The organism is Agrobacterium tumefaciens, from assembly GCF_017726655.1.
GTDB classification, from domain to species: domain Bacteria; phylum Pseudomonadota; class Alphaproteobacteria; order Rhizobiales; family Rhizobiaceae; genus Agrobacterium; species Agrobacterium tumefaciens_B.
Genome location: NZ_CP072309.1, coordinates 2078842 through 2099902, shown reverse-complemented (window position 1 = coordinate 2099902; position 21061 = coordinate 2078842). Strand labels below are relative to the sequence as shown.

The following is a 21061-nucleotide window of genomic DNA, read 5'->3' as shown; positions in this document are numbered from 1 at the left end:
GGTATGAAACAGCAGACGCCAACCATAAAAGACAGACAGGCGGCGCTTCTCAGCGACGATCCCGGCCGTTTTGACCCTGCAACCGCGTTTCGCGTCGCCCAGTTCGTTTCGCCGGATGACGGGATCGTCATCGGTGCTCATGGCGGAATACAGCCGACACCACTTGCAGTCAGCGGTTTCAGCCGCAAGCGCGGTCAAGCCGAACTGAAATCAGCTTTCGCGCCCATCGTCGGGCCGCTTGGTTCGCTACCGCCGGCCTATGGCGAACTGCTGCAACGGGAAGAACGCAATCGTTCGGGCGCGCTGGCCAGCTTCTTCAACCTGTTTTCGGCAAGGTTCAGCGAACTGTTCGTATCCGCGACGGAAAAATACCGTCTTGCAAGAGGTTTGCGCTGGTCGGCCGATCAGCGGGATAACGGTTTCCGCAAAACACTGCTCGCCCTCATCGGGTTCCGCACTGCCGGTCTGGTCGAGAAAGCAGGCGTGAGCGAAGACGCGCTCCTGCGTTTCAGCGGCCTTCTGGCCGGCCGCAACCGCAATGTTTCGGCCCTCACATCAATGCTTTGCGAATTCACGGGACTTCCGGTCCATATCGAACAGTTTCGCCGGCGGTGGGTGGCTTTACCGCTTCACGAACAAAGCCAGCTCGGGCAGGCATCAGGACTGAGGCTCGGACAGAACACGACAGCGGGAAGCGCTGTCGAAGATATGAGCGGTGGCTTCCGGGTCGTGATCGGTCCTGTCGCCTATGCGGATTACCTGGCCCTCACGCCCGGTTCGAAACGGCTTGCGGAAATATTTTCTCTGACACGCCTGTTCGTCGGAAGCGCATTGCACTTCGATGCGCAGGTGATCCTGAAAAAGGAGGACATTCCGTTTTGCCGCCTCGGCCAGTCCGATGCTCCCGCCCGTCTCGGCTGGAACAGCTGGGCTCGCGTGGCACCCGCCCAACAAGACAGCGCTGACGCTGTGGTGACCGAGCGGGAAGGCTCGGCGATTTCCGCGTGAGGGCATGGATATGAAGCTTGCACTCAAGGACACACGCAATATCGGAGCAGCAAGAGCCAGTCAGTGGACCTTCGAGCGCGGCCGCCGCGTCATTGGCCGATCTCGGGAGTGCGACTGGCAGATCGACGACAATGAACGGCGCGTTTCCAAGCTGCACTGCACGCTCAACCGCGATGGCGAGGGCTTCACGATAATGGACCAGAGCGCTAATGGCACGCTGGTCGATGGCCGCCTGCTGCTCGAAGGCGAAAGCGCACGTCTCCGCGACGGTTCGCAAATCAACATTGGCGGGCAGGTTTTTCAGGTCTCCATTAGCGGCGATGCCGAACTGGATTTTTCCGATCCCGACGCATCCCTGCGAATGAGCGACGAGCCGCTGACCATTTCGTCGATCCTTGCGGACATCGCCCCGAACGGCCGTTCGGCCGGCGGCATGATGGGCAACACTGCCTCCGTCGACGATTGGTCCGAAACATGGCGCGAGGGCGCCAAACGGAAGGCGAAATCCATTTCGCGAAATGTCCAGATCGGCTGGAGCGAACCGCCCGCGGCGCATGGAATAAGCGCCATTCTGCCTGATAACTGGGATGAGGAGCCGGTTGCGAGCAGCGAGCACGAACATACCGACGCGCTCAACACGCCCGTCATGATCTCTCGTCCGGTTTCGGCCGCCGGTGGCGAAGATTTCGACAGTGTTTTCCCGGAGACGGAAAAAGACTTACGAGTGGAGAACGCACCGGCTGCAGTCGTTTCGACCGCGCAGGAGATCGGCGACCTTCTGACCACGCTGGAGCAGGAAAGCGCCGATTGTCTAGCCGTTCTCGACCTCGAGAGCGAGCACGCTGGCCAAGGTACGTCAGCCTCCCTGAGCGAGCGGATGGAAAGGCTCATCCGCCAGCAGCGGCAACTCGCCTACGCTCTTGAAACCCTGATCCATGGTTGCACGCAAAGGCTCGAGCCGAGGCTTATCGAGGCATCTGTCGATGCCGGCAACGATTTCCGGGCAAAGATTGGCCGCCGGGACTGGCAGGGGCTGATCGTCAAAACAGACTATTGGTCCACCTACAAAAAGCAATTCGAAGAAAACGGCCGTCCATTGCCGGTCAGGCAGTTCCTGCAGCGCGCAGCGCGTGGTGAAGCCGCGCCGGGACGGGAGACTGACGCGGCCACAGCCGATGCCAAGGGGGTAAATGACCACGATGAGACATGAGAACCGTGTAGCCTGGAGCGAGGGCATGTTTCTTCGCGTCCAGCATTTTCAGCAATCCGACCGTTGGACCGAACGCCTGGTGCGCAACACCACACGCAACCTTTCGCCCTATCCATGGGGGATCGTCGAGATCGGGGTCGATCGCAGCGCCTTGTCGATAGGGCAATTCGCTCTGTCGAACCTGCGCGGCATTCTTCCCGATGGTACGCCCTTCGAGGCGCCTGAAGATTCCGACCTGCCGCCGCCGCTCGATCTCGATGAAAGCGTCAAGAACGCCATCATCTATCTCGCCCTGCCGGCCCGGCAGCCGGGCAAGGCCGACATGTCCGCCAGCGGCCATAATGACACCAACAATGTGCGTTTCACGGCATCCACCTATGAAGTCTCCGATACCAATATAGAGACGGATTTCGTGGCCCCGATTGATGTCGGCCGCCTGAGCCTGAAGTTCCTCAAGACCGGTGACGATCTTTCCGGTTATGACCTCATCGGGCTCGCGCGGGTAATCGAAGTCCGCTCCGACCGTGCGGTCATTCTCGATCCTGATTTTATCCCGCCAAGCCTCAGCTGCGCGGCTGCGCCCCGTCTCAACGAATTGCTGACGGAGCTTCTGGGGATTGTGCGCCACCGCGCCCAGGCGATCGCCGAACGCATCGGTGACCCGACAATCCGGGGAACGGCGGAAGTGGGCGATTATTTCCTGCTGCAGATCCTCAACCGGGCCGATCCGCTACTCGCGCATCGCAGTGCCAACGCTACGCGTTTTCATCCCATCCGCTTTTACGAAGACTGCATCCAGCTTGCCGGCGAGCTCGCCACCTTCACCACGGACAGGAAGCGGGCAACAGATTTCCCGCCCTATCGACACGACGATCTGAAAGCCACCTTCGGCGCTGTGTTTGATGATCTGCGCACCTCGCTGTCTGCGGTTCTGGAACAGGCGGCCGTAGCAATCGAACTGGTGGAGCGCCGTCATGGCGTCCGTGTCGGCACTATCCACGACCGCACACTTCTGCGCGACGCCGGCTTCGTGCTTGCCGTGCGGGCGGATATGGCTGCTGAGGATATTCGTCGCCGCCTGCCGGCACAGATCAAGGTTGGTCCGGTGGAACGGATTTCCGAACTGGTCAATGTGGCACTGCCGGGTATTCCCGTGCGGTCCCTGCCGGTTCTGCCGCGGCAACTACCCTATCGATCCGGCACCGTTTATTTCGAGATCGACACGCAGTCGCCGCTCTGGAAACAGCTCGATACTTCAGGGGCAATTGCCCTGCATCTGGCGGGCGAATTCCCTGGGCTTGAAATGGAAATGTGGGCACTACGCGAATGAGCACGGAAAACCCCTCTTCCTGGCAGGATTTGCCGACGGTGGTCGAGATCACCGAGGAAAGTCGCCGGCGCAACCAGAACGCCCGCAACATGGCGGCAATCCTCGAGGACATCGTCGAGACCGACGGGCCGCCAAGCCCCAGCAGGGCAAAGGCGACTGACATGCCGGTCGAACAGCTGCTGACCGGTTTCCACTTCGGCGGCGAGGAGGTTCCGACACTTGTGCAATCGGCAGCTCCCCTTCTCAACCTCGCACATCTGCTGCGCTTCAGCGATGCCGAGCCGGACCCCGACCAGCTTCGCCGCGCCTGCGTTGATGCAATCACCCGCTATGAACGCGACCTCGCCTCCGCCCGCATCAGCCCCGAGCGGGCAAGGGCTGCGCATTATGTCGTCTGTGCTACGGTCGATGACGTCGTTCTCAGCAAGCCCTGGGGCGTTCGGGCAGGCTGGGCGCGCTCCGGCCTCGTTTCCACGTTCCACAATGATGTCACTGGCGGCGACCGGGTTTTCGACATTCTCGACCATTTCCACCAGTCGCCCGGCGCCAACAAGGATTTGCTGCTGCTGATCTATCTGTGCCTGTCGCTGGCTTTCGAAGGACGAACCCGCGTTTCACCGAAAGGAGCGCTCGAGCTTTCACGCATCCGCGACAGCCTCTACAAAACGCTGATCGGCCAATATGGCGTCTTCGAACGGGAGCTTTCTCCCCATTGGAAAGGTGTCGATGCCCGGCATACGCCATTGCGCGCGATGGCTGCGCTCTGGACCCTGCTGTCGCTGATGGCGCTCGCCTTCGCGCTTGGTTATCTCTTCTTCACGCTGTCGCTCAACAGCGCATCCGATGTCACTTTCGAAAGACTTGCTCATCTGCCGCCGAACGAAACACCGAGCGTGTTGATCGCAAGCCCTCCTGCACCACCGCCGCCGCCAACTAAAGTGGAAACTCCCCGCGTCGTTGATCCACCCAAAATCGTGGAGCCGAGACAACCCTCCCGGCTTCAAAAGCTGATGGCCTTCCTGCAGCCCGAAGTCGACAGGAAGCTCGTGACCCTTGCGGATGTGAACGGGCGGCTGCGGGTTCGCATCAACAATTCGGGCCTGTTCACGACAGGCAGCGCCGATGTCAGCCCGCAGTTCCGCGATCTCATCCAGCGTATCGGCGGCGCGCTTGCGGCTGAAAAATTCCGTGCGGTCGTCATCGGTTATACCGACACCGTGCCGATCAAGACGGTGGAGTTTCCATCGAACTGGCACCTCTCCGAGGCGCGCGCCAAGGCGGTCGGAGACATTCTTTCCCAATTCACCGGCCCTGACGCGATTCTGACCGAAGGCCGGGCCGACAGCGACCCCATCGCCGACAATAAGACGGAAGAAGGCCGCCAGATAAACCGCAGAACAGAAATCATGGTCCTGACCAATCCCGATGAAAAACTGAGCGATGCCGGCATTCTCTCGCCGCCCATACAGAACAGTCCGGGACAGCAGCCGGGAGAAACCCAGCCATGAATCCATTGAGCTATTTTTATACGATCCGCTCCTATGTCGAGAGCTATGCGGCCCTCGTCGGACGACGTTTTCTGTCACTTTTATGGGTGATCGCGCTCTGCGTCGTCATCTGGTTCTACGGCTATCTGATTGCGCTCGGCGATTTCAAACCGCTTGGCACGGTGCAGGCCCGGCTCATCGCCATCGGCATCATCATCGCCATCTGGCTGGTCTACATCGTCGTCACGATCTACCGCGGACGCAAGCAGGACAAGGAACTCGTCGACAGTATCGAGCGCGAGGCGCTGGCCAATCGGCAGGCGGAAATCGGCGAAATCCAGACACGCCTGAAGGAAGCGCTCGCTCTCTTGCGACGCGTCACGAAAAAACGCTTCGGTTATATTTACGACCTGCCCTGGTATGTGATCTTCGGCGCCCCTGGTTCCGGCAAGACGACGGCACTCACCAATTCCGGCCTGCAATTTCCGCTTGGCGATGCGCTCGGCGAAAATGCGGTGAAGGGCATTGGCGGGACGCGCAACTGCAACTGGTGGTTCGCCGACGAGGCGATCCTGATAGATACCGCCGGCCGCTATACCACGCAGGACGATCTCGACGGATCGTCGAAGGCCGGCTGGGAAGGTTTTCTCAGCCTCCTGAGGCGATATCGCCGTTCGCAGCCGATCAACGGCGCATTGGTTACCCTCTCCATCCCCGATCTGCTCAACCGTGATCCCGAAGAACAGCGGCAGGAACTGCGCTCCATCCGTCAGCGGCTTTCGGAACTCGACGAATATCTGCGCGCTCGGGTCCCGGTCTATATCGTTCTGACGAAGGCCGACCTGCTGCATGGTTTCGTGGAGTTTTTCGACGGTTTCAACAAGACCGATCGTCAGCAGGTTTGGGGCACAACCTTTAAGCTGGATGAGAGCTACTCCGCCGAGAACCTGCCGCAGCGCCTGACGGAAGAATTCGAGCTGCTGCAGCAGCGGGTAGATGCCATGCTGATCGAACGCCTGCAGCAGGAACAGAATGCGGAGATACGCGGACGTATCTTCCGCTTTCCGGCCGAGCTGGCGCGGCTGAAAGACCGCCTGCATGAAGCGCTTGCCGAGCTTTGCGCAAGTTCGCCTCTTATTGAGCCCCCGCTTCTGCGTGGCGTTTATTTCGCCTCGGGAACGCAGCCGGAAACGGAAAGATCTCCCGCAGCCCCCAGAACCCGCCGGAGCTACTTTCTCTCGCGGCTGTTTAAGGAGGTCATCTTCCCGGAAGCCGCACTGGTGATGCGCGACAAACGCCTCTCCGGGCGGCAATTGCTGGTGCGGCGCATTGCCTATGGCGCGTCCGCCGCGGCGGTTGCCATTGTCTTTACTGGCTGGATTTTCACCTATTTCGCCAATACACAGGCGCTCGCCGAAGCGGATCGCAAACTTGGCGCTTATGAGCAACTCGTTCAGGGAATTCCCGTACGAGACGTCGCAGATGCCGATTTCCTGCGCATCCTTCCCGCGCTCGACAATCTGCGCGATGCCAATTCCGGCTTTGCCCACGACCGCATTTGGAATGTCAGCTTCGGTCTCGATCAGGAAGACAAGATTGCCGGGCGCCAGCGTGACGCTTATCAGCGCGCGCTCAACGCCCTGCTGCTGCCGCGGATGATCGTGCAGCTGCAAAAACAGCTTAAGGACGAAAAGGATGTCACCCAAACGTTCAATTCGCTGAAACTCTATGGAATGCTGGGCGGGATGGGTGCACTGGACCGCGATTTCCTAACCGTGCAGACACATCAGATGTTCGCATCGCTTTACCCTGGTGATGGAAGGGCTGCGGTGCGAGAAGCGCTGGACCAGCACGCAAAGGCGCTGGCCGACGGCGTGCTTGCCCCGATCGAGCTCGATGCGCGGCTCATCGCTACCGCCCGCGAAACAATCCGCGATCAAGCGATTGGCACACGCGCCTACGATATTCTCGCCGGTCTTCCGCAGGTGCGCGAATTGATGGAATGGACACCCGCAACGGCTTTCGGTCCTCTTGGGGAGCGTGCTTTCGAGCGTCGCAGCAAAGCGCCTATGGCGGAGGGCATAGAGGGCCTCTTCACTGCGGATGGATATCACCGTGTCGTCATTCCGCAAGTCGCTCATGCCGCCCGCATCGCACTTTCCGAAGGCTGGGTGCGCGGTTCCGATGATGCCATCAAGGGCGCGACTGTGGAGCAGGTGGCGCAGGCCGCGCTACAAATCTATTTCGACCGTTTTGAGAAGAAATGGGCCGATACGCTGGCCGACCTTCGGGTCAAACCGTCCCAGACCCTCGGCGACGCAGTGGAAACCACCCGCGCGCTTGCCAATGAGCGCAATATTGTGATGGAGGCCGCCAGATCGATCGCGGAGGCGACCGATCTGCACCCCGGAGCAAACCCCGCCACCCTCGCCTCCGCTGCGGATGACGACGCAACCACAGCCGTTCTGGCGGCGTCGGTGAATGCGTCCGATCCCTATGCGAGACTGCGCGACATGCTGGCGACAAAAGGCGCAGCCACAACGGGCGAGCAGGGCAATGGCGACAAGACCGGTGGTTCGCCGTCGGAACAGTTGCTAGCGCATTTCAAGCTGCTGAACGAACAGCTTGCCCGCTCGGCAACAACCTCCGATGAAGTCGCCAAGGTGTTCGACGTGGACAGCCAGCTCACCAAGGCCAATCAGGACCTGCTGCAACAGGCCCGGGAATTGCCGGCACCGCTCGACGTCTGGGTGGCAGGCGTGGCGGCGGATGTCGGCTCGCTCGCGGTCAAGTCCGCTCGCAGCCGCATCGCCGAACTCTGGACATCCGATTCAGCCTCCCTGTGCTCTTCGATCGTCACCGGTCGTTATCCCTTCGACCGGACCTCCACCCGCGATGTCGCCATTGCAGATTTCACGCGTCTCTTCGGGCCGGCGGGGGTTTTCCAGAGTTTCTTCAAACAGCGCATGGAACCGTTTGTTGACAAGACGACGACCCCATGGAGCTGGAAAGGTACCTTCGGCGCGGCCGGCCTTCCCAGCAGCGCCGTCGCCCAGTTCGAAAATGCCGACAAGATTTCGCGCGCCTTCTTCCCGAATGGTAGCGAGACGCCGGCGGTTTCGATCAATGTCAAACCCGTCTCCCTCACCAATGCCTCCAGCGCGGTGATGCTGGAGATCGAGGGCGAGCGGGTCGTTTATTATCATGGTCCGATCCAGGCGAAATCGATCACCTGGCCCTCGCGCGAAAACACGGCAAGCCTGTCGCGCATCGCCTTCCAGCCCGGCGGCTGGCAGCAGGCCAAAACCGAAAATGGCGACTGGTCGCCCTTCCGGCTGTTTGACGGTGCCGATATCGAGAACCAGTCGGGTGACCTGCTGCGGGTGCGGTTTGAGAATGGCGGACAGGCTGCCGAATTCGATATTCAGTTCGGCTCGGTTCTCAATCCGTTCAGGCTGGATGCAATTGCCAGCTTCGCCTGCCCCGCGCAGTTCTAGTGACGGAACGCAATGCTGATGTTTCAAAGGAGGGGATTAGAATGAAGGCAGGCTCGAGAACGACAGCGGGTCATCGCAACTGATGGCCGATCAGGCATCAAGGTCCACGCAAACAGCGACGGAAAGCGATCGCATCGGTTTCTTCGGTAAGGTCCCAAGCCATGGCGATTTCATCTCCGATGGGCTCGAGCGGGAATTGATCGGTACCTTTGACGGCTGGATGCGATCCGGCATGCACGCCTGTGCGGATCTGTTTACGGGCCGATGGCCCACAATATTTGCTTCGTCGCCACCCATACGCTTCATCGTTGAGCACGGCATATGGGGAAACTGCGCCTATGTCGGTGTATTGGTTCCGAGTGCGGACCGGGTGGGACGCAAATATCCACTTGCCATCATCGCCCAACTCAATGGCTTCCGCGAACATCCACGAAGCCTCTATCTCGACGACACATGGTTCATGGCCGCAGAGGCGCTGGCCGAGACATCGATGACCGGCGATTTCGACATCTCCCGGTTTATTACATCGATCAAAAAACTACGTCTGCCAAAGCCGCGGGAAGAGGAGGATGTGCCGGAAATGGTGCGCGGGCGTATACCGACGAGCCTCTGGTGGTACATCGATCCCGTCAGCCGTCGTGCCCGCGGCCTCAAATTTGACGGCAAACCCAAAGCCTCCGATTTCCTGCGTCTCTTTAGCGACATGCCGGGAAAGGGCGATGAGGACCATTCAGCGCCAGCGCCAGCGCCAGCGCCGGCGCAAGCGAAAACAAAGCAGCAAATGCCGCCCGTGGTGCCAGCGCCTCCGCCGGCAGCGGAACAGCCGTCATCTGTGACCTACAGCTATGCCACACACGCGGGCACGCGGCTATCGCTGAATGCAGACGCTCTATTCGTTTCCCAGACACCTTCCCTCTTCGCCATAGCGGATGGACAAGGTGATTCACACAGCGCCGCAGAGGCCGCCCGTCTCGCCACGAGTATTCTTGCGGAAACGCCAGATGCCGAAACACCGGAGATGATGGCGCAACAGATCAGGGGAAAACTCGGCACCATCAACAGCCTGCTCCTTTCCCGCCAGACGACCGGTCCCGATGTCAGGCCGATGGCCAGCGTCGTCATAGCCTCGATCATCTCGCGCAGACTGAGCGTCTTGTGGTCTGGTGATGCGCGCGCCTATCTCCTGAAAAACGGCACAATGCACCAGCTTTCGCGCGATCACGTCGTTGTCGGCATGAAAAAGCAACTCTCGCAATGTGTCGGGCTGTCCCAGCAGTTCCGACCGGACATCGTGTTCGAAGAGTGGGGCTTGCAGGACAGGGTCCTGCTGTGCAGTTACCCGCTGGTGCAGATCCTCCGGGAACGCGCAATTGCCGAGATCGTCTTCAACACCCCGATCAAGGATTGCGCCAATGCCCTGGTCCAGGAAGCGCTGATCGAAAACGCCCGCGAGAATATAAGCGCAATTGTGATTGGAAACCGGCGTGAACAATGAACTTGCTTATCCGGAGGTAGCTGCCCGCTTTTCCGACCTTTGGCGAAGCATCCGCCATGAGGGCACGCGGGAAAGAAGCTACCAGGAGCAGCAGGACCTGATCAACCAGATCCGAAATGCGCTGGATCGAAAATTGCCAGATATTTCTGGCGAAAACCCGGATTGGATTGCGGACAGCTTTGCAGTGAATTTCACCGCTTACCAGAGTGAGACGACACTTTTGCTGCAATTGCGTCACCGCGATCTCGGCTCGCTGCACGCGCTGAAAACCGTGCCGCCCACCCGCAGGGACGACACCGTTCTGCTGCAACGCTTACGGGACGAAGCCGAGATTGGGCTCGCGCTGCGCCATCCCTGCCTTGCGGAGACGTCCGCGCTTTTGCGGTTGCCGGATGGTCGGCCTGGCCTGTTGCAGCCGTGGTTTGCGCACTCACTGGCATCGATCATATCTGCGCAACCGATTGCCGCCTCGCAGGCGATCGTGATCCTTCGTCGCGTGCTGCAAGCGCTGAGTGCAGTACATGCATCTGGATATGTGCACTGCGACGTAACTCCAGCCAATATTCTGCTGTCGGACGGCAAGTTCGAAACGGCAAGACTGAGCGACTTCGGCATCGCCCTTCAAATTGGCGGGAAACACGCGGAACAGGGCCTTCGTTTTGCGGCCTCGGCTGAATTTGCGCCGCCGGAACAGATGCAAGGCGCACCGGCAAAGCCGGATCAGGACATATACGCCGTGGGACGGCTCGCCCGGCGGCTAATCGCCACGGCTAAGGCAGAATCACCGCAAGGCCTCGAAGATTTTGCGCAGGCCTGTTGCAGTGACGATCCTGCCTTTCGTCCACAAACGGCAATGGAAGCGCTACAGCTTCTGTAGCGCTTCATTGGTCAGTTGCCGCCGCCGGGAAGCGGCGCCGCGGCCGTCGGCACACTCTTCTGGAACACAGTCAGCAGCTTGGCCGAATCCACCAGCGGCGCGTTGCTTGCATAAAGCACATCACCCTTCTGCATCTGGAAGAGCTGCATGAGGGCGATGCTGGAAGCGTCGCGCATGTTGACGTGATAGATCACGGGCCGCATGGTCGTGGCCGTCGCCACCGGCCCTTTCGCGCCGGGCACCCTTGCGGCGGGAACCTGAATAATCTCATTGCGGAAGACATAGACATTGCGCGCATCTGCGCGGTCATCCAGCAAGCCACCGGCGCGGCCGACGGCCTGCGCCAGGGTCAGCTTTCCGGCCTCGAACTGGAATTCACCGGCACTCTTGAAAGCGCCGAGTGCGGTGTAGCTCGCCGCGTCGCCATCGATCATGATCTGATCATCCGGTGACAGGCGGATATTCTGACGGTCTTCCCGCATGACGCGGTCAAGAGGCGCGCTGGCCCTTTGCGAGCCACGAACGACAGTGACCGTGGCAGCGCCTGCAGCGACAGTCGGGCCGCCAGCTTGATTGAGCGCATCGAGCACCCGCTCCTGCCGGGCGGTGAGCACGATTTTTCCGGGATTTTTCACCGCACCACTGAGCATGACGGCGCTCGTCGGCTTATCGACGACAGTCACGACGGCTTGCGGGTTCACGGCCGAGCCCTTGAGGCCGGCGACGACCTGCGATTGCAGCCCTTCGGGTGTGGAATCAATAACCCTCTGTTTGCCAACGAAGGGAATATTCACCGAGCCGCTCTGATCCACCGTAAAGCGGCCGAGATTAAGCGTCTTGCTCTGTGTCGGGGAGAAAAGTCCATCTTCTCCAGTATCCAGCACGGTAATGTCGATCACGTCGCCGCGCCGCAATCTCTGGGCGTTGTAACCGGTGTTGCGAAGCGCGGTAAGGCCGGGTCCGGAGGCGTTCAGCGTGCTTCCGGCGGAAACCGTGGTTGCCGATGCATTAGCGAGCTCGATGACGGGAATTTTCTCGTTGGTTCGAGGGAACGTCGCAGACCGGATATTACCTGCGGTCGGTCCGTCAGATGGCTTTGCACATGCGCTCAAAAGAGCCATCAGCAAAATCGCCCCCAACTTTTTCATCCCTCATCCCCTTAATGATTCAACCTGACGCAGAGATAACATCCCGACACGTCATCGCAACAACTTTAGCGGTTGCAGTTTAGCGAAAAACTGTCCTCGAAAGTGCAGGTGTGGCCATTCCGCAACCCTTTCGGGACTGCCCGAGGCAAACCCCAAGAATGCACCAATGAGAAATAAGCAAAGCTCCAACTCTTCTGAACACGAGTGCGCTACCAAAAAAGCGCGACAGCCATTGGCGTGACAATTTCGTGGCATTGAGCTATGTCACGTTGTCTACGCGCATTCGCTGGCCTGTTAAATTGCGGTCACCCTTTGCCCGCCAACGAAGAGATTTGGGGGAATGCAATGGCACCGCTCGATGAGACAAAATTACATTCTTTCATTGGCCGTCACATTGATCCCGCGGCTCGAGCTCAGCGTGCGACGCACTACGACCGGAAAGCGGCATGCCTGTACCGTTCCATGATCTGCTTCATTCTGAAGTGAGAAACAGCGCGCTCGATTTGCCGTTGATCGGCCAAGGTATGGATACCGGCGACGTTGGATACTCGGAAGTGAGCTGAGTTGGAGGGTTACCGGCAAAAATGGTGGCTGGCTCCCGGTGGAAGGCCGCTGTCACATCAACGGGTCATAACGCTTTGGAGAATAAGACCATGAAAATGAGAATTCTCGGTGAAGCTGCGGTCGCCTTGATGCTGTCCACCGCAATTGCCTTCGCCCAGCAGGCCTCTGATACGGTGGCACCCGAAAAGGCGACCGACGTTGCGACAGCCAGACGTGTCGAGTCAAAGAGCTTCATGGTCGCAGCGGCCAATCCGCTGGCGGCCGAGGCGGGGCGCGACGTGATCGCCGCAGGCGGCAACGCCATAGATGCGATGGTGGCTGTGCAGACAGTGCTGGGCCTGGTTGAACCTCAGAGTTCCGGGCTCGGCGGGGGTGCCTTCCTCGTCTATTACAATGCGAAAACCGGCAAGCTGACGACGTTGGACGGCCGCGAGACGGCTCCGATGAACGCCACACCAAAGCTCTTCCTGGACGACAAGGGTCAGCCGCTTAAATTCATGGACGCTGTCATCGGCGGTAGCTCCGTTGGAACGCCGGGAACGGTGCGACTGCTCGAGGAAGCCCACAAACGCTATGGACAGGCGGAGTGGGCAAGCCTGCTGAAGCCGGCGGAAAAGCTGGCGGCCGAGGGCTTCAAAGTGTCACCGCGCCTGGCGTCCCTGATCGCCTCCGAGGGCGACCGATTGAAGAAATATCCAGAGGCGCAGTCCTATTTCTTTGACACCTCCGGCGCGGCCCTGCAAACCGGTGCCCTGTTGAAAAACCCTGCCTATGCCGAGACGCTTTCGGCCCTCGCCAAAGGCGGCGCAGACGCCTTTTACAAGGGGAGAATTGCCGAGGAGATCGTCAAGACTGTACACGAGGCCACCGACAATCCCGGCGTGCTGTCGCTTTCCGATCTTTCCAACTATCGCGTCATCGAGCGCGAGCCTGTCTGCTTCCTCTATCGTGGCCTCGATGTTTGCGGCATGGGACCGCCATCGTCAGGCGCCATCGCCATCGGCCAGATGCTCGGCTTGGCGGAAAATTTTGATCTCAAGTCTTTGGGGCCGAAAAACGTCGAAAGCTGGCGCATTATCGGCGACGCGCAACGTCTCGCGTTCGCCGACCGCGAGCGTTACGTCGCTGATACCGGTTTCGTGCCGCTTCCGGTCAAGGGCCTGCTGGACAAGTCGTATCTGGGCGAAAGGGCAAAGCTGCTCGACGGCGACAAGGCACTGACCAAGGATGCAGTCAAGGCCGGCGAGCCTGAATGGGATCACGCGCTGCTTTTCGGCCGGGATGCAGCGCTCGAATTGCCCTCCACCAGCCATTTTGTCATTGTCGACAGGCAGGGCAATGTGGTCTCGATGACGACGACGATCGAAAACGGCTTCGGCTCGCGTCTGATGACGAACGGCTTCCTGCTCAATAACGAGTTGACCGACTTTTCCTTCAAAACCCATGATGGCGGCCTGCCAATCGCCAACCGGGTAGAACCCGGCAAACGGCCGCGCTCCTCCATGGCGCCGACCATCGTGATGAAGGACGGCAAGCCACTGCTCGCCATCGGTTCGCCGGGCGGCAGCCAGATCATCGGCTATGTGGCACAGGCGCTGATCGCGTATGTCGACTGGGGCATGCCGGTCGAAGCGATCGTCGCCCAGCCGCACCTGATCAACCGGTTTGGCACCTACGACATAGAGGCAGGCACCAGCGCGGAAGAACTGGCCGGGCCGCTGAAGGCACTGGGTTACGAAGTGAAACCGGGTGAGATGAATTCCGGTTTGCATGCCATTGAGATCACCGCGCAAGGTTTGGCCGGCAGCGCCGATCCACGGCGCGAGGGGGCGGTTATAGGGGGCGGAATGTGAAGTGCGGCTCCAGGGCTTTGACGCTGACGGCGGCTATCCATGCAACTTCCAATTTCGGACCGCATAAACTGGCAACCGAAAGATCGCTCTCTGCGCATTAAGCAACCTTGGCACCGATATGCCAAGGATCGAAGCCGTTCTGGCAGCACGGGCCGAAGCCCTTGGCGTTGAGACGGCGCGGATTTGCACTGGAGAATTTGAGAATTCCGCTGAGGACATCAGCCTGCAAGCAGGCGGCAGGTTGTTTCGAGGGCGCTGGCTTGCGGGTGCGGACGCAGCGGACAGCGTGGTGCGCAAAGCGGCGCGCATTGCCTTTGCCGGCACCGAGCCAGAATTTACCGGCTATTCCCTTCGTGGAGCTGGCCACCGGAGCGCGCCCATCACCCGCGCGCATGTCGAGGCGGTGCTACTCAGGGTCTCGGGAACAGGTGTTTCGGCGGCTACGCTGGAGCCTGCCACGACGTAAAGCGACCGTGCCTTCATGGCGCACGTGCTCCCAATGTGGCTGAGCGCGCGCGGTATCTCAGAGTCGCAGACGTCTTAAAGCCAGTCCAGAGCCTTTGCTGCACGAATGGCTTCGGAACGCCGCTTGCAATCAAGCTTACGGAAAAGGTTCCCCAGGTGAAACTTTACCGTCACTTCCGAGATGTTCAGCGTCTGGGCGATCTTCTTGTTCGACATGCCGCCGGCAAGCAGCTGAAGCATCTGCGCTTCCCGCTGGGAAAGCCCGCCATGCAGGGCGCGTGCCTGTGGGGAGTTTACCGAGTCGGCAAATATCGACAGCGCGGTGCGGACATCGGAAGAGGTCTCGATGAAACTCCTGATGCGACGATTGTTCAAAAGCGGAGACAGGAAGATGCGCTCCTCTGACAATACGCCTCTGCAACCAAGGCGGGTCGCCGATTCTAGAGCTGTGAGAATATGCGCGCGGGCGGCAGCATTGTCGCGGCGCTGGTGGGCGGCGTAGCCCTGCCAGATCCTGAGTGCCACTTTTTCCCGATTGGTCACTTTGGGATTGGCGATCATCGCATCTATCTGGCGAGAGAGATAAGCACGCGGCGTGAAAAGATGCACGGCGTCGCGCAGCCAAGCCATGACGTAAGCGATTTCGTCGCGGCGCGTCAGTCTTGACAGGTCCTCATGCGCACTTTCCACCCAGTTGCGGCCCATCGGCATGCGGATTGCCGAAAGAGTGGCGGCAGCATCCGCCCAGCGATTGGCATTCTGGTAGGCGATGGCGGTTCTGATCTCCATCATCGCGTGGAATTGGAGCCCTTCCGAAAGGTGAATCCAGAGGCCGTCCAGAAAACCCGCACGAACGGTCATCGGGAAATGGTCGATCAGCACCTGCGAGGCGTAAAACAACGCAAACTGCATCAGGCTTGGCCAGATTTCAGCGGCGGCGAAGTGATCGAATTCGTGCTCAACGAAATGCAGCAAATCGCGCGGCTTCCCCGCTTCATAGGCGAGACAGGCTTCTGCAAGCCGCAACATCCGGAACTCCTGGGCGGCATCGTGTGGCACCTGTTCCAGTCTTGCGCGCGCCTCTTGCGCGGCTCGGCGCGCCAGAAGCACGTCACCGCTCATCAGCCGCAGCACGATCTGATGCAGATGGATGAAGAATTCGAGCAAAGGCTGGCCGCCCATCTTGCGCAGATAGATGAGCGCGCGGGCGGCAGCCGCCTCCGCCTCGCGAAAATTGCGGCGACGGATTTCGAATTCGAGCAACGCATTGTAGTAGGACGCCCACTTTCCGTGATCGTCCAACGGATAATCAGCCATGAACTCGCCGAGACGCGTTATCATCGCGTCGTTTGGCGTCAAGTCCTCGGCGATCATCAGGTTCAGCCGAAAAGTTCGGGCGGCAAAAGAAAATCGTGAGTCCCTGGCAAGCGCCTTCAACGGATCGAGATAGTCCGATCCAAGGCTTTTGCCGACGAGATGTCGCACGCGCTGCAATTCCCCCTGTTTCAGCAGGGCGCGTGTCACGGCAAACAGCACGGTTTCATTCGTCGCAATCATCTCCTGTGAAAACCGCATGATGATCTCGCGAAACCTGTCGATGCTGCTTCGGTAGATCAGCTCACGGCCGTGAGCGCGTTCAAGCATTTGTGCGGCGTGGGTCTCATAACCCCGGTCGAGCAGCATCGCCATCGCCGCGAGCGAGTTCCCTGCCCTTTCAAAAGCGGACGCAACCTCCACCACGGCGCTGCCGGCCTGCAAAATCGCCAGGCGTTCGCGCGCGGCCAAGGTCAAAAGTCGTATGAGCGTGGGATGTTGCTCTGGACGTCCGGTGAGGAAAGGTGGGAGCAGATCCCTCCACTCCGCCTTGGGTTCCGCAGACGGGTTTTCGAGCCAGAAGCAGAGCTCGACCGTCTGGCCGGGAGAAAGATGCGTCAGATAGTTTTCCCTAAGATACTCTGCACACAACCTTTCATCCGGCTGCCGCGCCAACGCCAGGAAGGCCGGCCATCCCGCAAAATCCTCAAGGGCGATGCGTCGCTGTTCGAACGGCAGGCTTTCGGCTTCATCGTTCCCCAGTGCCAGTTCATCCGGCCCAATGGTGAGCGAACCGCGATGCAGGATCTGTCGCGCCAGCCCGCTGACCCGTTGATCGGGACGACAGGCAATGATCAAAACCCGCACCGATTCCAGAATACCGGCAGGCATACGCACGGCCCGCGCAACGACCGGCACATCCCATAGAAGGCAGCCATCGGCCACCTCATCGCTTCGCGGCTGGTGCGTGCAGCATATGGTGGCACCCAGTTCCTTCGCGATCATCTCCAGCAGCACGCTTTTCCCCGCTCCCGCAGGCGCACGCAGAAAAACGACACCGGCGGCTTGGCGGGCGATGCGACGGCAAAGGCGGGTTCGAGGTAACAGCGTCATTCGCAAGGGATAGGAGATTTAATCACCAAAACCTATACCAATCTTTCAAAAAACTATACCTCTTGGAGATTGTTGAAATGCGTTGACGATGAAAACTTGTGCTCAGCCAACCGATGCACAAGGAACGTTCCACGGATGCAGCAACACCCGCTGATCGCGATTTTGAACAGGCTCGGCACCTTCGCGCTGGTCATGATTGCGCTGTCCATCATGATTTTCGTGCTCGCCCGCGTGGTGCCCGGAGATCCGGCCCGCATGGCGCTGGGGCCGGCGGCAACGCAGGAGCAGGTGGATGCGCTGCGCGGGCAGATGGGCCTCGATAAGCCGCTCGCCGTTCAATATCTCGACTACATCGGCAAGGCGCTGCACGGTGATCTTGGTTTTTCGCTGGTGTCGCAGCGTCCGGTTACGACCGATCTCGCGCAGACCGTTCCCGCCACCGTGGAGCTGGTGCTGGTCTCGGTCATCTTCATGTTCCTCGTCGCCATCCCGCTCGGCGTCATCACGGCGCATTACCGCGACCGGCCGCTGGATCATATCGGCCGCATCCTGTCGCTCACCGGGGTCACGATCCCAAGCTTCCTGTTCGCCATCACGCTGCAATTGCTGGCAGCGCGCTTTCTCTCCGGCTGGCCGATCATCGGAAGGCTCGATCATTCGCTTGGCTGGCAGGGCGGTCCCACCGGTTTCATCCTTGTCGACGGCGTCCTGGCCGGACGTTTCGACGTCGTGCTCGATGCGCTTAAACATCTCGCGCTGCCGGCTTTCGCGCTTTCCATGGCCGGCATCGGCCAGATCACCCGCATCACGCGCTCCTCGATGATCGAGAACCAGCGCAAGGACCATGTGCTGACCCTGCAAAGCTTCGGCGTGCCGGAGCGAGTGATCATCTTCCGTTACCTGCTGAAGCTTTCTTCCATCGCGCCGCTGACGATCATGGGTCTCGAATTCGCGTCGCTGATCGGCAATGCCTTCGTGATCGAGATGGTCTTCGCCTGGGGCGGTTTCGCATCCTACGGGCTCAACGCCATCCTTCAGAAAGACCTCAACGCCGTGACCGCCGTGGTGCTGGTGGCCGGCCTGTTCTTCATCGTTGCGAACCTGATCGTGGATGTTCTGATCTCGATCATCGACCCGCGCCTGCGCCGTAAGGAGGCTCGCTGATGGCCGATATGAAAATGCTCGAACCCACCGATCGGGGCTTAAGCGCCGGTTACATGATGTGGTATCGCTTCAGCCGCAATCCGGCGGCGGTCATCGGCTCGCTGATCCTGCTATCGGTGCTGGTACTGGCGGTCTTCGCGCCCTGGCTTACACCCTATCCGAAACATATCGGCGCGGTTGTCGATTTCCGCGCCCGCCATATGCCGCCGGATCTCGAACACTGGTTCGGCACCGACAAGGCAGGACGCGATATCTTTTCCCGCACCATCTTCGGGCTCCGCGTCTCGCTGCTTCTCGTCATCGGCGTGCTCGGCATTTCCGTCCCGGTCGGAACTGTGCTTGGCCTGATCGCCGGATATTTCGGCGGCTGGACCGAAAAACTCATCAGCGGCCTGACGAATGTGATGCTGGCCATGCCGCCGCTGGTCATGGCACTCGCAGTGTCCAACCTTCTGGAACCGACGCTGACGAACGCCATGATCGCAATCACGCTGCTATGGTGGACCTGGCATGCGCGGCTGATCTATTCGGTATCGAAGTCTATCGCCTCAGAAGACTATATCGAAGCGGCACGTCTTGCCGGTGCAGGCCCGTTGCACATCCTCTTCCGCGAAATCCTGCCCAATTGCGTTTCGGTCATATCGGTCAAGACGACGCTTGATGCCGCCTTCGTCATCCTGTTCGGCGCGACGCTGAGTTTCCTGGGTTTCGGCGTCAAGCCGCCGACCCCTGATCTTGGATCGATGGTCGCCGACGGGCGCCAGTTCATGCCGGATTTCTGGTGGGAAGTGCTCTGCCCCGGCGCGGCCGTGCTTTACGTGACGCTGGGTTTCAATCTGCTGGGCGACGGCCTGCGCGACATGTTCGACGTGGAAAGCTAAGACCATGACTGAACCGCTTCTCAAGGTCGAAAATCTCAACGTCACCTTCACCAATTATGGCCGTACCCGGCAGGTGCTGCGCGATGTCGCCTTCACGGTTGCCGCCGGCGAACGCGTAGCATTGATCGGCGAAACCGGGTCCGGCAAGTCAGTCACCGCGAAGGCTGTCATCGGTACCCTGCCGAAAAACGCCGCGATCACCTCAGGTGCCATCGTCATCGATGGCCGGGACGTGCTGTCCATGCCACCCAGGGAGCGTGAGGCCCTGAAGGGGACCGCGTTTTCGCTGATCATGCAGGACCCGCTATCGTCCTTCAATCCGGTCTTCAAGATCGGCACGCATCTCGATGATGTTATGCGTTTTGCCGACAAGCGCGATGGAATCAACTCGTCTAAGGCAGAGCGCCGCAAACGCATCGCAGCGGTTCTGCGCCGCGTGCAGCTTGCCGACACCGAGCGAGTGATGAACGCTTATCCCTCCGAGCTGTCGGGCGGCATGCGTCAGCGCGTGCTGATTGGGCTCGCCCTGCTACACCAGCCGAAGCTCCTGATCGCGGACGAGCCGGGGACAGCGCTAGACGTGACGACGCAGGACGAAATCCTCAATCTCATCAACCAGCTGGTCGCCGAAGAAAACATGGCGCTTTTGATGATAACCCACAATCTCGGCGTCGTGCGCAAGGTGGCGGACCGGGTCGTGGTCATGCATCATGGCGATATCGTCGAGACCGGACCCTGCACGCAAATCCTCCATCGCCCCGCCGAGGATTATACGCGTTCGCTCCTGGATGCCGTGCCGCCGCTTTATGGCCCGCGCGTCACCGATCTGGAGCAGAGCACGCGGCAGCCGATTATCACCATCGAAGGGCTGAACAAGATTTATGGCCGGCGCAATGGCTATCATGCCGTGCGGGATGTGAACCTGACGCTGAAGCAGGGCGAGGTTTTTGGCCTCGCGGGTGAATCCGGCTCCGGCAAAACCTCCGTCGCCCGCATGATCATGGGCCTTTCGCGCCCGACGTCAGGCAATCTTGTCATCGACGCCCCCGCGCCTGCGCGCGGAAAGCGACTGACGCAGATCGTCTATCAAAACCCGGGCACTTCGCTTAATCCGAAGCGCACGGTGAAACAGACGCTTGCTTTGCCGCTGAAATCCATCGGCATGGATGGGCCTGCGCGTGAAAACCGCATGCAGGAACTGATGGGGCTGGTGCGGCTGCCGCAATCCTATCTCGGCAAATATCCGCATGAGCTGTCCGGTGGCCAGAAGCAGCGTGTGGCGATTGCCCGCGCGCTGGCGGCGGAGCCAAAAATCCTCATCCTCGATGAGCCGACGGCCGCACTTGATGTCTCCGTGCAGAAGACGGTTATCGACCTTCTGCTGCAGCTGCGCGAGGAGCTTGGCCTGACCTATCTGATGATCTCGCACGACCTGTCGCTGATGCGCAATTTCTGTTCGCGCATCGCCATCATGCTGCGGGGCGAGATTGTCGAAGAGGGCGTGACGTCGGCGGTCTTCGCCGAACCGGCCCATCCTTATACCCGCGCCCTGATCGCGGCCATCCCCGTCGTCACCGACGAGGAAGAACATCTCAAACCCACGGTGACCGAGGAGGAGCGCATGCGCTTCCTCGTTAAATCGACCGATTTATGAA

At 60.0% G+C, this 21061-nt stretch carries 14 protein-coding genes; 12 read left to right on the top strand and 2 right to left on the bottom strand.

The genetic code is table 11. From position 1 onward, the window contains the following. Nucleotides 1-3: 3 nt before the first annotated feature. The 7 genes from tssG (at nt 4) to AT6N2_RS23745 (ending at nt 10904) form a co-directional block, all read left to right on the top strand. Nucleotides 4-1008, top strand: coding sequence for a type VI secretion system baseplate subunit TssG (tssG, locus tag AT6N2_RS23775; protein WP_209091782.1), 1005 nt, complete (start codon nt 4-6; stop codon nt 1006-1008). Nucleotides 1009-1012: 4 nt separating this feature from the next. Then, nucleotides 1013-2218: a type VI secretion system-associated FHA domain protein gene (locus AT6N2_RS23770; RefSeq protein ID WP_209091781.1), complete on the top strand. Its 1206-nt coding sequence runs from the start codon at nt 1013-1015 to the stop codon at nt 2216-2218. After that, entirely contained in the window at nt 2208-3548 is a 1341-nt protein-coding gene (gene tssK, locus AT6N2_RS23765; RefSeq protein ID WP_209091981.1) for a type VI secretion system baseplate subunit TssK, read from the top strand. Before AT6N2_RS23770 ends, tssK begins: the two co-directional genes overlap by 11 nt. Continuing rightward, entirely contained in the window at nt 3545-5056 is a 1512-nt protein-coding gene (gene tssL / locus AT6N2_RS23760; protein ID WP_209091780.1) for a type VI secretion system protein TssL, long form, read from the top strand. Before tssK ends, tssL begins: the two co-directional genes overlap by 4 nt. Next, nucleotides 5053-8532: a type VI secretion system membrane subunit TssM gene (tssM, locus tag AT6N2_RS23755; RefSeq protein WP_209091779.1), complete on the top strand. Its 3480-nt coding sequence runs from the start codon at nt 5053-5055 to the stop codon at nt 8530-8532. The genes tssL and tssM overlap by 4 nt, the downstream gene beginning before the upstream one ends. A gap of 82 nt (nt 8533-8614) precedes the next feature. Beyond that, nucleotides 8615-10027, top strand: a complete 1413-nt coding sequence (gene tagF / locus AT6N2_RS23750) for a type VI secretion system-associated protein TagF (RefSeq protein ID WP_209091778.1) — start codon at nt 8615-8617, stop codon at nt 10025-10027. Next, a complete protein-coding gene (locus tag AT6N2_RS23745; RefSeq protein WP_209091776.1) occupies nt 10017-10904 on the top strand; it encodes a protein kinase domain-containing protein in 888 nt (295 codons plus the stop codon). Before tagF ends, AT6N2_RS23745 begins: the two co-directional genes overlap by 11 nt. A gap of 11 nt (nt 10905-10915) precedes the next feature. On the opposite strand, the gene AT6N2_RS23740 is transcribed toward AT6N2_RS23745, so the two are convergent. Beyond that, a complete protein-coding gene (locus tag AT6N2_RS23740) occupies nt 10916-12052 on the bottom strand; it encodes a polysaccharide biosynthesis/export family protein (protein ID WP_209091773.1) in 1137 nt (378 codons plus the stop codon). Between the two features lie 653 nt (nt 12053-12705). On the opposite strand from AT6N2_RS23740, the gene ggt reads away from it, so the two are divergent. Both ggt and AT6N2_RS23730 read left to right on the top strand, forming a co-directional pair. After that, complete coding sequence (gene ggt, locus AT6N2_RS23735; RefSeq protein ID WP_209091772.1) at nt 12706-14469, top strand: gamma-glutamyltransferase; 1764 nt, start codon at nt 12706-12708, stop codon at nt 14467-14469. A gap of 118 nt (nt 14470-14587) precedes the next feature. After that, the gene (locus tag AT6N2_RS23730; RefSeq protein ID WP_209091771.1) at nt 14588-14935 is read left to right on the top strand and encodes a hypothetical protein; all 348 of its coding nucleotides are present in this window, start codon (nt 14588-14590) and stop codon (nt 14933-14935) included. A gap of 74 nt (nt 14936-15009) precedes the next feature. Here the strand turns inward: AT6N2_RS23730 and AT6N2_RS23725 are convergent, their stop codons facing one another. Beyond that, on the bottom strand, nt 15010-17361 hold the full coding sequence (locus AT6N2_RS23725; protein WP_209091770.1) for a helix-turn-helix transcriptional regulator: 2352 nt from the start codon (nt 17359-17361) through the stop codon (nt 15010-15012). Between the two features lie 135 nt (nt 17362-17496). Here AT6N2_RS23725 and AT6N2_RS23720 point away from each other — a divergent pair, with 135 nt between their 5' ends. The 3 genes from AT6N2_RS23720 to AT6N2_RS23710 are packed head-to-tail and all read left to right on the top strand — an operon-like array spanning nt 17497 to nt 21060. Continuing rightward, nucleotides 17497-18525, top strand: coding sequence for an ABC transporter permease (locus AT6N2_RS23720; protein WP_209091769.1), 1029 nt, complete (start codon nt 17497-17499; stop codon nt 18523-18525). Further along, the gene (locus tag AT6N2_RS23715; protein ID WP_006698626.1) at nt 18525-19406 is read left to right on the top strand and encodes an ABC transporter permease; all 882 of its coding nucleotides are present in this window, start codon (nt 18525-18527) and stop codon (nt 19404-19406) included. Before AT6N2_RS23720 ends, AT6N2_RS23715 begins: the two co-directional genes overlap by 1 nt. Before the next feature lie 4 nt (nt 19407-19410). Beyond that, on the top strand, nt 19411-21060 hold the full coding sequence (locus AT6N2_RS23710) for an ATP-binding cassette domain-containing protein (RefSeq protein ID WP_209091768.1): 1650 nt from the start codon (nt 19411-19413) through the stop codon (nt 21058-21060). Nucleotide 21061: the final 1 nt, after the last annotated feature.

Coding starts and splice junctions, on each gene's coding strand:
- tssG (WP_209091782.1), top strand. CDS start 4: ATGAAACAGCAGACGCCAACCATAAAAGACAGACAGGCGGCGCTTCTC.
- AT6N2_RS23770 (WP_209091781.1), top strand. CDS start 1,013: ATGGATATGAAGCTTGCACTCAAGGACACACGCAATATCGGAGCAGCA.
- tssK (WP_209091981.1), top strand. CDS start 2,208: ATGAGACATGAGAACCGTGTAGCCTGGAGCGAGGGCATGTTTCTTCGC.
- tssL (WP_209091780.1), top strand. CDS start 3,545: ATGAGCACGGAAAACCCCTCTTCCTGGCAGGATTTGCCGACGGTGGTC.
- tssM (WP_209091779.1), top strand. CDS start 5,053: ATGAATCCATTGAGCTATTTTTATACGATCCGCTCCTATGTCGAGAGC.
- tagF (WP_209091778.1), top strand. CDS start 8,615: ATGGCCGATCAGGCATCAAGGTCCACGCAAACAGCGACGGAAAGCGAT.
- AT6N2_RS23740 (WP_209091773.1), bottom strand. CDS start 12,052: ATGAAAAAGTTGGGGGCGATTTTGCTGATGGCTCTTTTGAGCGCATGT.
- ggt (WP_209091772.1), top strand. CDS start 12,706: ATGAAAATGAGAATTCTCGGTGAAGCTGCGGTCGCCTTGATGCTGTCC.
- AT6N2_RS23730 (WP_209091771.1), top strand. CDS start 14,588: ATGCCAAGGATCGAAGCCGTTCTGGCAGCACGGGCCGAAGCCCTTGGC.
- AT6N2_RS23725 (WP_209091770.1), bottom strand. CDS start 17,361: ATGACGCTGTTACCTCGAACCCGCCTTTGCCGTCGCATCGCCCGCCAA.
- AT6N2_RS23720 (WP_209091769.1), top strand. CDS start 17,497: ATGCAGCAACACCCGCTGATCGCGATTTTGAACAGGCTCGGCACCTTC.
- AT6N2_RS23715 (WP_006698626.1), top strand. CDS start 18,525: ATGGCCGATATGAAAATGCTCGAACCCACCGATCGGGGCTTAAGCGCC.
- AT6N2_RS23710 (WP_209091768.1), top strand. CDS start 19,411: ATGACTGAACCGCTTCTCAAGGTCGAAAATCTCAACGTCACCTTCACC.